Raw genomic sequence first — 13,082 nt, forward strand, 5'->3', positions numbered from 1 at the left:
CGAATGTTCAAACCTTATTTACATAACCGCTTAGTCTATTGCTAGAGTAAAATATGGCGCGACAGGATAATGGAATCATCGATTTGTCTTTGCCGATTTCGGAAATAGAAAAGGCGTTGTACAACTATGCCCATTCTCCTGAGCAAGGTTTAGAAGCGCTTCATTTAGCGCTTTTGTCTTTTCAAAAAAATACTCAGGTTAGTATTTCTTATGCAGACTATCACCACCGACTTTCTTCTTTTATTTCTGCAATTGAGCATCTTTTAGTTTCAGGTTCGCCGTATGTATCGCGTTACCATAAGGCTTTCTTCTCTTCGGCTGACGCGCTTGTTCAGGTGGCGATTGCATGTCAGTTAGGTGGGGGGCGTTCAGAGCAACTGTATTATTTATTGTCCATTGAGCGTTCCTGCTGGCAGGAAGTCGTGTCCGTTCTCAATAAAGAAACAGTTTTGCCTAGTTACGTGAATTATCTGGCTCGACTAGGTGCTAGTCAATCTGAATCTATTAGCGTGGATGCCTATTTAATGGATCTTGCTCGTGTAGGGCAGGTTTCTTTTGATTTGGATACGGTCAACGATGGAAACGTAAATGGCCTATTTAGGTTAGTCAGTGCGCAGTCGCTGGAATGGCTTCAGATGAAATACCCTCAATTACAATGGCAAGTAGCGTCAGTTAATGAGGATATGTCTTTAAGAACTTTATGCGAATTAAGTTTTTTGCCGATTTTTCAACATTCATCAATGCGGCGGGATGCCCGTTATCGGTTATTGGGTGAGTATGAAAAGACATTTGAGCGTCTATTTTATCAGCCTTTTAACAGACTATTCGCATCTGACGATTGTATTTTTGAGTCACCGGATCGTTTGGTGCCTATTCCGCATGACTGCTCCCAGTTTAAACTTGATGATAATGCCAAATACTTTCCGTTACGCCATGGTGGAATCTTTTATATCGGGTCCTGTTTACCAGAGCAGAGGTATTCAGAAATGGCCTATCTAAGTCGATTAGGGCGTGATTTTTTATCATGTTTTTTGTACGAACTCGATACCAGCTTCGGGTGTTTTGTATTTGATCGTGAAGAATGCCTTGGCACTTATGCGGTTACTGAGCACCAGTTACGTCGTCATGAGGCATTGTTATTGTTTCGTGTGACCGCTGGTATTGAGGCTGAGGTGGTGTTGACGGCATGTTTATTGACTTCTGTTGATGTCGCATTTTGTTTATTGCCTCAGTGCATTGATCAAGTCTTGGTGGTTAGGCAAGGAGGACAATACTTTGCCGTACCTTATACTGCGATACGTGATGTAGAAGGTGTGTGTTCTATTATGTCAACACCACGAGCTTGGGTAAAAAATGTTTGGCTTAGTCGAGTGAATCGTCCGCTGATAGAGCCTTGGTTGTTCCGTTCGGATCGTCTGCCTACCACATCGATTGGGTCTGGAAAAGATAAATCACTGGGCTTTTCTAAGAATGGTTATTATTTTGGTAAGGTCTGTGGCAGGATGTTTTGGGTAGACGCGGAGTTGGTATTGGCGATATTGCCGTATCAGCCGCCTTTTTCTGCTGTTTATATTGATAATGATAAATTCAGTTGGAAATCTTTTATTATTCATGAAGGTCATTGTTTTGATAAAGTGCTCTCGAGAGATTTTGTAAGTGATGGGGGCGGGTCGGCAGGTGGGAAAGGAGGTTTCTCCATGATCCTTGGCGGTATGGGGGAGTCCATTGTGTTGCCTTTTGAGTTTTGTGACTGGGGGGCTTCATTGCCCAATGCTCATTATGTTCGAGAGTTTGCTTCGTTTTTGGAACTGTTTTGTTGTAGCGATGAGAAACGTCATTTGATGTCCTTACAAGAGGATGCGGTGATGATTGATAAAAAGAATTTTTTGTCTTTTGTTGCTGGCTTATCAGCTTCTTTATCATTAGTTTAAAAGTGATTATAGATTATGAATACACGACATTTACCGTTTGGTGCGCCACGAAAAGAACTGATTAGTGGTTTGCAGAAAGGCGTTGTTATTGTGTTGTTTGTGTTGCTATCGACTTTTGCTGGCATGTATTTTCTGGTGAATGGCAATGTAGAACGACAGAATGTCCAGCAAGGAAGGCTAGGTGAATTATTAGGGTTGGTGCATAGCGCAGAGGAGCATTGGCTGCAATGGCTATTAGTTGAAGACCGCCAAACTCATGACTCTAATAATGATTCTTTGTACTCTCCTAGCTATTTGCATCAGATGTTGGTCAGCGAATATAAGTTGATTGAGCTTAATCTTAAGCGTTTTGAGTCTACGCTTGGAGCGGATATTGCGTCATCTCTTGCGTTATTAGATACGTTATCGCAAAGAGAGTTAAACACGTCTTCTTTGACGAATGAAGAGCGGAGTGAGATTTATCGTGCTTTTGAAACCTTAGAGGAAATCAGTGATGGCTTGCTACAAGTTCGTGTTGATGTTGAGTATGAGCGTCGGGTGTTTGCTGATCAGTTAATTTGGATGCATGTTGTGCTCTTCTCTGTGCTTGCCATGTCTATTTTAGCATTGTCTATTCGATTTGGCCGTCAGTTGCGTTCTGGTTTTTCTGCTTTGCATTACGTGGTTGATCATCGAAAGCGCGGGCATGCTTCCGTGTTTCCTTCCCGTAATGTGGTTGATGAATTTACCGATTTAAGCCATTTGGTGGATAACGAATTGGCATCACGAGATTTCGATATCAAGCAAAAAAGTGACAATCTCAACTTAATCGAAAAAGCATTGGCCGAAGTTGATGAACCGTTTTTGGTCACCAACCAACAGGGAGATATTGCTTGGTTAAGCGCAGGAGCTGAGCGACTGTGGTTCCGCAATACAGCGGTGTTTGAGTCTTTGTTTGGTATCGATGCTGGTTTAGATGATCCGACAGGAGAACGTATTACGGATTCGATTTTATTGTCTGATGTGGCATTAAAGTTAAACTTACAAGGTGGCGTGTACTGGTTAAGCGTTGTTTCTTTTGTATCTGATAGCGCGGTTGAGGTGGAAGACTTGCAACGTTTTATTGCTATTCGCTCAAAATCAGACACCGCAGAACTGGATATCTTGCACCACAGTTTGAAATTACTTGAGCAAGATGTATGGGATGCGCCTATTCGCGTATTGCGCCAAGAGTCTCCTTATGCAGGTTTTGCGATCTCTTTGGAGACGATGCGTCAAAAAGTGACGTCACTGTTCGATCTCCTTAATGCCGCCACAGTGCGAACACATTCCGTTGAAAAAATTACTAAATTACAACAAATAGCATCCCTAATTGACGAAGAAACAGATCACAATGAAGTATCAGTGAAAGAGCTAGTTTCGGTGGATTCCTCCTCTCTTGAAGGTGTGAAGGTTGAGCTGAATACTATTGCTTGGCTTTCGGGGCAAGTTAGAGACTCTTTTATATTGGGTTATGAATTGGTCTTGCAGCGTCTAGCGTTAGTTGAGAAAGACCTATCATCCGATGTGTTTCTGTTAGGCGAGGTTGATCGTTATCTAAATGAAGTGCGTGCAGGAGTATTAAATAGTCTTGCTGCAACGGAAGGTGAAAGCGAAGCAGTTCGTCGTCGCTTTGCTGTAGATATAGAGCACGATATTAGTCAGGTTCAAGAGCAAATTGAAGGTATGAAGTCTATGGCTGCCTCAACTTTGTCTCTGCTGGAGTCAGATCGAAGCGTAGGCATAGCTCGTTTAGAGAGAGCCAGAGAATCTGTTTCTGAGATGATTGAGCGCATTCATGTTGTAATGGCGAAAATGCCGCCTGATGTATCCATTGATGATGAAGATACATCAACAAAAAAATCTAATGATGAGTGGAATGGCTTGTAATATCTTCCACTCTTACTTAAGGAGTAGGCTGTGGTTGAAAGTTTTTTTGATAAAAAAACAGGGTGCTTGACCATTAAGATTGATGGTCGATTTGATTACAGCTGCCATAAAATGTTCAAGGAAGCCTTTGCGAGCGTCACTACAGCCACATCTTATGATGTAAATTTAGCAGATGTGGTCTACTTAGACAGTTCTGCCCTTGGTATGTTGTTGTTACTAAGAGATCATGCTGGTGGGGATAAGGCTCAAGTTCGTTTGCTTTATGCCAATGGCGCGGTGATTGATATTCTTAAAATTGCAAACTTTCATCGCCTTTTTAATATTACCGAGTAGTGTTGTATGGAGCAAATTTTAACCATATTGATTGCTGATGATAATCCGTCTGATCGTATTCTGTTAAAAGCGATTTTGAGTCAATTTGGGCATAAAGTAGTGTCTGCTGTCGATGGGCAAGATGCAATTGATAAATTTGATCCTCATACTATTCAGTTAGTATGTTTAGACATTAAGATGCCTCATAAAGATGGTTGGGAAGCTGCCTTTGAGATTCAGCGTATTGCTGGTGATGTTTTTGTTCCTATTATTTTTCTTTCTGGTGTGTCTGATCCTATTGCCTTGTCTAATTGTTTGAGAATTGGGGGAACAGACTTTATTTCCAAACCTTATAGTCCTGCTCTTATAACCGCAAAGTTAAATGCCATTGTGCGTTTATTGGTTATGCAAAAAAAGCTTGAAGAACAACGCGATGCGATGCGTACATACAATGAACAATTGCTTAATGACCAAGACATCGCAAAGGTCGTTTATGAAAATATAACGCATTCGAATTGTTTGAAAGACCCTGCTTTATCTACTTTCCATTATGGAACTCATACTTTTAATGGCGATGTTATTTTAGCGGCTTATAAACCTAATGGTGGAATGCACCTATTACTGGGGGATTTTACCGGTCACGGACTGTCTGCCGCCATTGGTGCATTACCCCTCGCTGATATTTTCTTTGATTGGACAAAGAAAGGGTTTCTGATGCGTCAGATTATTCCGGAAATAAATGCGCGTCTTAAACGTATTTTGCCTGCTAATATGTTCTGCAGTGCTGTATTTATTGATATCAAGGTCAACGATAAAAGTATTGAAATTTGGAATGGTGGTTTGCCTGACGTGTTGTTTTTTTCTGAAAAAGCGAGTCAGCCAATCCGTTTTCCCTCAAAAAATTTGCCTCTGGGGGTATTGTCTCCAGATGCCTTTGAATGCCAAATCGATCCCATCTCTTTTCGCCCAGGAGATAGATTGATGGCATTTTCTGATGGTGTTTATGAAGCCCAAGATGCATCTGGACAGATGTTTTGTCATTCTATTCTCAATCCACTTTATCAAGGACATATTGACGCTGATCATTCAGTAAATTGGCTGATTGAGCAGTTAGAGCAAGAAGGGGTATTGAAAAACCCTCATGATGATATGTCCTGTCTTAGTGTCCGTCTTGATGCCAATATTGGGATTGACTCTTCAGAACGAGAGTATTCATTAGCGCATCATGAAGCGCCCGCAGATTTTTCCTTTGAGTATGTTTTAAACGCCCATTCTCTGAGGAACACAGACCCGTTGCCTTATGTGTTGCAAATACTGACAACAGTGCCAGGATTAAGCAGCTTTTCAAGTCAGATATTTATGATTTTATCTGAATTATACTCAAATGCACTTGAGCATGGTGTTTTGCAGCTTAACTCGGAAAAGAAGAGTTCAAGCGATGGTTTTTCAGAATATTATGAGGAACGTGAAAGTCGTTTGGCTAAATTGACTAATGGCTACGTTAAGATTTCAGTGAAAGTAACGTCGGATAATCATCGCCGAGCACTTGTTTTGTATGTAGAAGACAGTGGCTCAGGGTTTGATTTTAAGCGCGTGAATTTCGATATATCCAATACGGAGTTATTGTATAATCGTGGCTTGGCCTTATTGGATCAGCTTTGTTCTAAGTTGGAGTTTTCCAAGGGAGGGCGAGCTGTGACCGCTTATTATGATTGGCAAGTGGGTTTGGATAGTTAAACAAGATTGGTCATTAAATTGGCCTTGCAATTGCATACCATTCTCCATTGTCGGAGAAAAATATGCGCACAGATTCAAATACAGTATTATCTTTATCGTCAAGTATACCACCTAAAAAAGCAGCCTTAGCTAAAGCTTCCTCAGAAAGCGGTGTGGCTTTTTCGAAGGATTTGCATAATGCCAAAGAAGCTCATAATGCAAAAAAAGAGGTGGTAGCGAATGGTTCGTCTGTATCCAATGGGGGCACCAGCGGCACCCGCTACTGAATCTTCTTCAGTTAAGACTTCTGCTGTTGCTGCTGAGGCGTCTCCTACCGAGGCCTCTTCCTCAGTTGCTGCTGAGGCGTCTGCTGCTGAGGCTTCTTCCCCAATTGCTGCAGAGGCTTCTTCTACTGAAGTTTCCTTAGTTAAGCCCACTTCAAGTTCTAGCATCGAAACTTCACCAGTCGTGAATGGTGAAAGCAAAGTGGCGAACTCAGCTCTCACATCTTCTTCAGATGAAACTGTTGTAGTGACAAACTCATCGATCAAAGGTGGCAAAGATTTGCAGCTCGATGGTGAGAATTTACCGACTAAAAGTTCCATGGTATCTGCGCAAAGTCAAGTTGAGCCTCCAGTTGAATTAAAAACGAACCTAAAAGAAGGTGCCAACGTAACAGCCTCATTGCAACTTGGTGATGGCTCCACAGAAGCTGTTGGTTCTATGGCAAAGGAAAATAAAGTTGCTGATCAGGCGGGGGTATTGAGTACACTGGGTGGCACGGCTGGAATGTTAATGAATAGTACAAATAAACAAGTAGCGTCGGTTCCATTAGATAAAGCGAACATGCCACTTGTTGATGCTGATAATAGTGTTCCTGATACGTCTTTAGAGCAGGATAATGGTGAGTTATCTTGGGTGCTGTCTCAAATGGATGCGTCGGCTCTTAAGGCTGTACCAAAAGAGGCAGCCGAGAGTGCGGTATTAGATGTGGGGAAAACAGCCTCAGCGGCCCTAGCGGCAGGCGTGTTGGTCAATGCGGCTAATAAAGAAAGTCGAGTTGACGTCGTTCCATCTGCTTTATTAGGCTCTGCTACTGATGCCCCTTTATCTTCCGAGGTCGTGACAGATTCAGCAGAGACTTTGCTTGGAGAGGATGGTGTGTTAATCAATGAGCCAATTGAATTGCGTAAGAAAGAACAGGAAGCGATGATAGGTCGCATGTCTGCGCAGCTAGATGGTAAGGCTATAGATGATGCTACAGGTGGTCTAAATAGTTCTTTGCAAAATAATGTTAATCGAGCTGCTGTGGGAGTAGCCGCTGCCACGGTTGTCGCACAAAATCCGCAGCAAAATTTAGCTATGAGTGTGCCGCCAGGACATCCTGGATGGGCTGGGGAAATGACGCAAAAAGTGGCTTGGATTGCCCGTGATGGTGGTCATACTGCACACATTCGATTGGATCCTCCTGAGCTTGGTAGTCTTACCGTTAAGATATCAGTAGACAGTGATTCTAATACTCAAGTGAGTTTCATTGCTGCGACGCCACAGGCTAGGGATCTACTGGAGGGGCAAATGGCGCGTCTCCGTGAAATGCTAGCACAACAGGGCATGGATTTAAGCAGGGCGGATGTTGATGTATCACAGCAAGATACGTCGGGTGCGCAAGAGCGTGGAGGCTACCGAAATAGTGGCGTGAATCAGGGGGGGCTGGTTGCCAATGAGGACCTTGATAACGAATTAGTGGCGAATCATGTTTCTTATGTCTCAGCATCGGGTATTGACTACTATGCATAAACTTACGAGAAATTGATGGTGCTGCGTATGATTCTTTGTAGAATAGAGTGCTGTTCGAGAATAAGGATGCTATAAGCGTTCGTTTTATAGAAAGAATTTGATATAGCTAAGGTTTGTTGATATGGCTGAAGATGGTTTAGATATTGGTGCAGAAGAAGGGAAGTCGGGCGGTAAGAAAAAACTGATTATTATTGTTGCTCTTCTTCTCGTCTTAATTGGTGGTGGCGCTGCGGCTTACTTTTTTATTGAGTGGGCCTAGCGCTAGTGGTGACTCCGCTGAGTCAGAAACCGCCGCCCTAGCGAATGAGCCATCCATTTATTTGGATTTGGCACCTGCTTTTACCATAGATTTCATGGTTGAAGGTCGTCAGCGATATGTTCAACTCAACATGAGTGTTAAGTCAAAAAATGCGGCCCAAATCGACGCGGTAACCTTACATATGCCGCTGATCCGCAACAGTCTTGTTTTGCTGTTTTCCAGTCAGTCATTTGACGAATTGCAAACCGCTGAGGGTAAGGTTGCTCTAAAAGCGGCGGCTCTTGATGCCATCAACGGTATTCTAGAGCAAGAAACAGGACAGGGTGGTATTGATGCCGTATTATTTACTAACTTTGTGATGCAATAAGATTATGTCAGCTCAAGACTTATTATCCCAAGATGAAATCGATGCGCTTTTACATGGTGCCGATGAAAAGCCTGCGGAAGAGGATAATCGAGATGCCAATGGTGTGGCATCTTACGATATTACCAGTCAAGAGCGCATTGTGCGTGGGCGCATGCCCACCCTGGAGATGATCAACGAACGCTTTGCACGTTATACTCGTATTAGTTTGTTTAATATGTTGCGACGTACGGCGGATGTATCCTCTGGCGGTCTTCAGGTTATGAAGTTTGGTGAATATGTTCATACGCTCTATGTACCAACCAGTTTGAATTTGGTGAAATTTCGTCCTTTAAGAAGTACGGCACTTTTTATACTGGATGCTAAGCTAGTGTTTAAATTGGTTGATAATTTTTTTGGCGGTGATGGTCGACACGCTAAAATCGAAGGACGAGAATTCACACCCACTGAAATTCGCATTGTACAGTTGATGCTTGAGCAGGTTTTTAAGGATCTAACCGAGGCTTGGGCGCCTGTGCTAAAGTTAGAGCTGGAATACATTAGTTCAGAAGTGAATCCGGCGATGGCAAATATCGTAAGCCCAAGTGAAGTCGTCGTGGTATCTACTTTTCACATAGAATTAGATGGCGGTGGTGGTGAGTTACACATTACGTTACCTTATTCGATGATTGAACCGGTGCGAGAGTTACTTGATGCGGGGGTGCAGAGTGATGTCGATGAAAAAGATGATCGGTGGGGGAAATCGCTCGAGCAAGATGTAAAAGAGATTGATGTTAATTTATCGGTCAATGTCGCCAATCGGAAAATTTCACTTGGTGAGGTACTAAAATTTAAAGCAGGTGATATCATTCCGATAGAAATGCCAGAGTTTGTCACCGTTAGGGCCAATGGTGTGCCAACGTTCAAAGGCAAATTGGGCATAAGCAATGAGCGTTATTCAGTGCAAATGATAGAAAGTTTTAAAACGAAGGTAGCGAAATAACATGGCAGAAGAACAGAACCCAGATGCAGCAGGGATGGATGACGATTTAGCGGATGAATGGGCGGCAGCTATGTCGGAGTCTGGTGACGCTAATGGTGGTGAAGAACTTGAGGATGAATGGGCCGCTGCTATGTCTGAGCAAAAAGTTGAGCCAGTTAAGTTAGAAACATTATCAAATCCTTCCGTACCAACTGGTGGTGTTGGCTCAGACCTTGATTTGATTATGGATATTCCTGTTGTTCTCTCTATGGAGTTGGGGAATACAGAAATTGCTATTCGTAACTTAATGCAATTGACGCAGGGTTCTGTTGTTGAGCTGGATCGATTTGCTGGTGAACCGTTGGATGTGCTGGTGAACGGTACTTTGATTGCGCACGGAGAGGTAGTGGTGGTGAATGATAAGTATGGCATTCGTTTGACGGATGTTGTGGTACCTAGTGAGCGAATTCGACGACTTAAGTAGTAGCAATTGATTTTTCTTTTCTTATTCGATGTGTTTTTGTTGCCATGTTTTCTATGGCTTTCTCCCTCTTTATGCAGCAGGCATGCAAGAAGTGTCTGTTGCCTCCTCTATCTGGAAAGTGGTTATATCTTTGATCTTTGTGATCGCCTTTATCCCAGCATGTCTTTGGTTGATGAAGCGTTTTCAGTTTGCCCAGATGAAGTTGGGACAATCTGAAATAAAGATCATTAATGTACAATCGCTGGGTACAAAAGAAAAATTGATGCTGGTCGAGGTTGAAGGTGAGCGTTTATTGATTGGTGTGACGTCTCAATCAATAACACACTTGAAAAGCTTTGCGCCTAAAGCAAAATCCTTTGCCTCTGTGATGGACGAAGTCGATAAAGAAAACACAGCTGACAATAAAAGTACTGGAGACAGTCAATGATTCGTTATGTACTACTCTTATTGTTAACGTTTCCGGTATTGTCTTGGGCGGAAGTGGGATTGCCTGCGGTAAAAGTGGTGACCAATCCAGACGGTAGTCAAGATTACACTGTGTCATTGCAAATTCTATTTATCATGACGGCATTAACGCTTTTGCCTGCCGCCTTGATGATGATGACTTCTTTTACCCGTATCGTGGTTGTGTTGGCTATTTTGCGTCAAGCGATTGGTTTACAGCAGACACCGTCTAACCAAATTATGATAGGTATGGCGCTGTTTTTAACGCTTTTCATCATGACGCCGACATTAGATAAAGTGAATGAAGTTGCTTTACAGCCTTATTTAAAAGAAGAAATGACTTCTATTCAAGCTGTCGAGGCCGCATCCATTCCTGTCCGTGATTTTATGCTTGCACAAACAAGAGAGGATGATATTTCACTTTTTGTGAAGCTGGCTGGCCGAGAAGGCACAATTCAATCCATGGAGGAGCTTCCTTTCACTATATTGATGCCTGCTTTTGTGACCAGTGAGTTGAAAACGGCCTTTCAGATTGGTTTTATGATTTTTATTCCTTTTTTAATTGTCGATATGGTCGTAGCAAGTGTGTTGATGGCAATGGGTATGATGATGTTATCGCCGATTATTATTTCTTTGCCTTTTAAAATCATGCTCTTTGTGATGGTTGACGGTTGGTCTATGATTATGGGGACTTTAGCGGCGAGTTTTGGGATTTAATTATGGATCCTCAAGTAGTACTAGATTTATATGGGCAAGGTTTTTATTTAATTGTTCTTATTGTCGGTGTGGTGATGATGCCAAGCTTACTTGTGGGCTTAATTGTCAGTGTGTTTCAGGCCGCAACACAGATTAACGAGCAAACTTTGTCTTTTTTACCCCGATTAATTGTGACCATTTTGGTTATTATGCAATTAGGTCCATGGATCTTAATGAAGCTGATGGACTTCACGACCAGTTTATTCATTAATATTCCTATGATAATAGGCTGATGTTAGAGATTTATCCTGATCAGCTGCTCAATTTAACGATTAGTTTTCTTTTGCCATTTTTTCGTATTGGCGCCTTTTTTATGGCACTTCCTTTGTTTGGCAGTCGCCTAGTCAGTCCTAGAGTGCGTATTGCGTTTTCATTCGTTGTTGCCATCATTATTACTCCTGTCATCGAAGTACCTAACTACGATCCTATTTCGCCTGCTTATATTGTTTTGATTGCTGAGCAGTTGGTGATTGGTTTTGTACTGGGTTTTGTTGTGACTATCTTGTTTCAATTGTTTTCCCTTGCGGGTCAGTTGGCAGCAATGAAGGCGGGATTAGGCTTTGCTATGTCTAATGATCCTGCGAACGGTATTTCTGTTGCCACACTTGGACAGTATTATTTGTCGATGGTTGCGCTGGCCTTTTTGGGTACGAACGGGCATTTAGTGATGATAGAGTATCTAGCAGAGAGTTTTACTTACTGGCCGATTGGTGGTGGCTTTGATAGCCAGCGCTATTGGCAGCTGGTGTTGTTAGGTGGGTGGATGTTTGAAAAAGCCTTGCTTATTGTGATGCCTTTGGCTATTGCTGTATTGGTGATTAACTTGTCGTTTGGGGTCGTGGCTAAGGCTTCTCCTCAATTGAATATTTTTGCACTGGGTTTTCCTATTATCATGTTATTTTCGTTGTTCTTTTTCTGGATTATGTTGGATGATTTTTTGAATATCTATTTGTTGTTTTTTGCAGAGATGATTGACTGGATGAAAACGACATGGGGGATCCAGATAAATGGCTGAGAACGAAGATGGCAGCGAAAAACCGAAGGTGCCAGTAGTAAGAAGCTTCAGGATGCACGTGATAAGGGGAACATTGCTCGGTCGAAAGATTTAAGTTCGGCTCTGCTATTAATTGTCGCAGCAGTAACCTTATATGGAACTGGCACTTTACTGGTTCGGGATTTGGCGGTTATTTTTGACTTTAATTTTTTGGTTGAGCGAGATGATGTATTCGATCTGAGTCGGATGATTTTTCATCTCTATGAGTCTGTTGTGGCTATGATGGACTCAATGATTCTGCTTATGTCTGTTTTAGCGGTTGCTGGTATTATAGGGAGTATTGCCTTGGGTGGGTCTCAATTTTTCTTGGGAGCCTTTATTGCCCAAACTCAGTAAGATGAGTTCTCAATAGCTGGCTTAAAAAGAATGTTTTCTGTGCAATCATTGGTGGAGCTTTTAAAGGCGATTGCTAAGGTGACGTTAGTCGGTATTGTGTCTTATTTAGTGCTTGTCTATTTTTTACCAGAGACACTAGGGCTTACTTTTCAGTCAGTTGAATTATCGATTGCTCACGGCATTGATATCGTTATTTGGTCTTTTATTTTCGTGAGTCTCGCCTTGGCATTAATTGCGGCGATTGATGTGCCTTTTCAAGTTTGGTCTCATAAAGAAAAGCTTAAAATGACCAAGCAGGAAGTGAAGGACGAGTTTAAGCAACAGGAAGGTGACCCTTTGGTCAGAGGGCGTATCCGTCAGATGCAGCGGCAAGCCGCCATGAACCGGATGATGTCGGATGTGCCAAATGCGGATGTTATTATCACCAACCCGACACACTTTTCGGTGGCGTTAAAATACGATCAGGCGGGGGGCGTGCGCCGATACTATTGGCCAAAGGTGGTGATTTTATTGCGTTGAAAATTCGTGAAGTGGGCAATCACTATGATATCCCTGTGATACAATCTCCAGCATTGACGCGGGCAATTTATCATCACACCGAAATCGGGGATGAAATACCGCAAGGTTTGTTTAAAGTGGTGGCTCAGTTATTGGCGTATGTATATCAATTGCGTAATGCTCGCACTGGTGCTCCAAGGCCTGAATCAATGCCAAATTTAGATGTGCCTGATGAGTTTCAGTGGGATGGTCGTTAATTATG

General features: G+C 42.5%; 14 protein-coding genes and 1 pseudogene. All 15 read left to right on the plus strand.

Annotated elements, in window-relative coordinates:
• Positions 1-53 precede the first annotated feature (53 nt).
• The 15 genes and pseudogenes from ONZ52_RS10505 to flhB all read left to right on the plus strand — a co-directional run bounded on the left by ONZ52_RS10505 (position 54) and on the right by flhB (position 13,077).
• Complete coding sequence (locus ONZ52_RS10505; RefSeq protein WP_265218552.1) at positions 54-1,931, plus strand: hypothetical protein; 1,878 nt, start codon at positions 54-56, stop codon at positions 1,929-1,931.
• Positions 1,932-1,946: 15 nt separating this feature from the next.
• Entirely contained in the window at positions 1,947-3,839 is a 1,893-nt protein-coding gene (locus tag ONZ52_RS10510) for a hypothetical protein (protein ID WP_265218553.1), read from the plus strand.
• Between the two features lie 30 nt (positions 3,840-3,869).
• A complete protein-coding gene (locus ONZ52_RS10515; protein WP_265218554.1) occupies positions 3,870-4,172 on the plus strand; it encodes an STAS domain-containing protein in 303 nt (100 codons plus the stop codon).
• 6 nt (positions 4,173-4,178) lie between these two features.
• Positions 4,179-5,888 carry a fused response regulator/phosphatase gene (locus ONZ52_RS10520; RefSeq protein WP_265218555.1) on the plus strand — a complete coding sequence of 570 codons (1,710 nt, stop codon included), beginning with the start codon at positions 4,179-4,181 and terminating at the stop codon, positions 5,886-5,888.
• A gap of 62 nt (positions 5,889-5,950) precedes the next feature.
• On the plus strand, positions 5,951-6,154 hold the full coding sequence (locus ONZ52_RS10525; RefSeq protein ID WP_265218556.1) for a hypothetical protein: 204 nt from the start codon (positions 5,951-5,953) through the stop codon (positions 6,152-6,154).
• Complete coding sequence (locus ONZ52_RS10530) at positions 6,108-7,664, plus strand: flagellar hook-length control protein FliK (protein ID WP_265218558.1); 1,557 nt, start codon at positions 6,108-6,110, stop codon at positions 7,662-7,664. The genes ONZ52_RS10525 and ONZ52_RS10530 overlap by 47 nt, the downstream gene beginning before the upstream one ends.
• 121 nt (positions 7,665-7,785) lie before the next feature.
• Positions 7,786-7,923, plus strand: a complete 138-nt coding sequence (locus ONZ52_RS10535) for a flagellar basal body-associated FliL family protein (RefSeq protein WP_265218559.1) — start codon at positions 7,786-7,788, stop codon at positions 7,921-7,923.
• Complete coding sequence (locus ONZ52_RS10540) at positions 7,910-8,290, plus strand: flagellar basal body-associated FliL family protein (RefSeq protein WP_265218561.1); 381 nt, start codon at positions 7,910-7,912, stop codon at positions 8,288-8,290. The genes ONZ52_RS10535 and ONZ52_RS10540 overlap by 14 nt, the downstream gene beginning before the upstream one ends.
• Before the next feature lie 4 nt (positions 8,291-8,294).
• Positions 8,295-9,269 (plus strand): flagellar motor switch protein FliM, encoded by a 975-nt coding sequence (fliM, locus tag ONZ52_RS10545; protein ID WP_265218562.1) that lies wholly within the window; start codon positions 8,295-8,297, stop codon positions 9,267-9,269.
• A gap of 1 nt (position 9,270) precedes the next feature.
• On the plus strand, positions 9,271-9,732 hold the full coding sequence (gene fliN, locus ONZ52_RS10550; RefSeq protein WP_265218563.1) for a flagellar motor switch protein FliN: 462 nt from the start codon (positions 9,271-9,273) through the stop codon (positions 9,730-9,732).
• A gap of 82 nt (positions 9,733-9,814) precedes the next feature.
• Complete coding sequence (fliO, locus tag ONZ52_RS10555; RefSeq protein ID WP_265218565.1) at positions 9,815-10,159, plus strand: flagellar biosynthetic protein FliO; 345 nt, start codon at positions 9,815-9,817, stop codon at positions 10,157-10,159.
• Complete coding sequence (gene fliP / locus ONZ52_RS10560; protein WP_265218566.1) at positions 10,156-10,893, plus strand: flagellar type III secretion system pore protein FliP; 738 nt, start codon at positions 10,156-10,158, stop codon at positions 10,891-10,893. Before fliO ends, fliP begins: the two co-directional genes overlap by 4 nt.
• A gap of 2 nt (positions 10,894-10,895) precedes the next feature.
• Positions 10,896-11,165, plus strand: a complete 270-nt coding sequence (gene fliQ / locus ONZ52_RS10565; protein ID WP_111639204.1) for a flagellar biosynthesis protein FliQ — start codon at positions 10,896-10,898, stop codon at positions 11,163-11,165.
• Positions 11,165-11,947, plus strand: coding sequence for a flagellar biosynthetic protein FliR (gene fliR, locus ONZ52_RS10570; protein ID WP_265218567.1), 783 nt, complete (start codon positions 11,165-11,167; stop codon positions 11,945-11,947). The genes fliQ and fliR overlap by 1 nt, the downstream gene beginning before the upstream one ends.
• A gap of 72 nt (positions 11,948-12,019) precedes the next feature.
• Positions 12,020-13,077: pseudogene (gene flhB / locus ONZ52_RS10575) on the plus strand (flagellar type III secretion system protein FlhB).
• Positions 13,078-13,082: the final 5 nt, after the last annotated feature.

Source organism: Marinomonas rhodophyticola, assembly GCF_026113935.1.
GTDB classification, from domain to species: Bacteria; Pseudomonadota; Gammaproteobacteria; order Pseudomonadales; family Marinomonadaceae; genus Marinomonas; species Marinomonas rhodophyticola.

Bases quoted from the DNA above. Each gene is read 5' to 3' on its own strand.
- ONZ52_RS10505 (WP_265218552.1), top strand. From the start codon at position 54: ATGGCGCGACAGGATAATGGAATCATCGATTTGTCTTTGCCGATTTCG.
- ONZ52_RS10510 (WP_265218553.1), top strand. From the start codon at position 1,947: ATGAATACACGACATTTACCGTTTGGTGCGCCACGAAAAGAACTGATT.
- ONZ52_RS10520 (WP_265218555.1), top strand. From the start codon at position 4,179: ATGGAGCAAATTTTAACCATATTGATTGCTGATGATAATCCGTCTGAT.
- ONZ52_RS10525 (WP_265218556.1), top strand. From the start codon at position 5,951: ATGCGCACAGATTCAAATACAGTATTATCTTTATCGTCAAGTATACCA.
- ONZ52_RS10530 (WP_265218558.1), top strand. From the start codon at position 6,108: ATGGTTCGTCTGTATCCAATGGGGGCACCAGCGGCACCCGCTACTGAA.
- ONZ52_RS10535 (WP_265218559.1), top strand. From the start codon at position 7,786: ATGGCTGAAGATGGTTTAGATATTGGTGCAGAAGAAGGGAAGTCGGGC.
- fliM (WP_265218562.1), top strand. From the start codon at position 8,295: ATGTCAGCTCAAGACTTATTATCCCAAGATGAAATCGATGCGCTTTTA.
- fliN (WP_265218563.1), top strand. From the start codon at position 9,271: ATGGCAGAAGAACAGAACCCAGATGCAGCAGGGATGGATGACGATTTA.
- fliO (WP_265218565.1), top strand. From the start codon at position 9,815: ATGCAAGAAGTGTCTGTTGCCTCCTCTATCTGGAAAGTGGTTATATCT.
- fliP (WP_265218566.1), top strand. From the start codon at position 10,156: ATGATTCGTTATGTACTACTCTTATTGTTAACGTTTCCGGTATTGTCT.
- fliQ (WP_111639204.1), top strand. From the start codon at position 10,896: ATGGATCCTCAAGTAGTACTAGATTTATATGGGCAAGGTTTTTATTTA.
- fliR (WP_265218567.1), top strand. From the start codon at position 11,165: ATGTTAGAGATTTATCCTGATCAGCTGCTCAATTTAACGATTAGTTTT.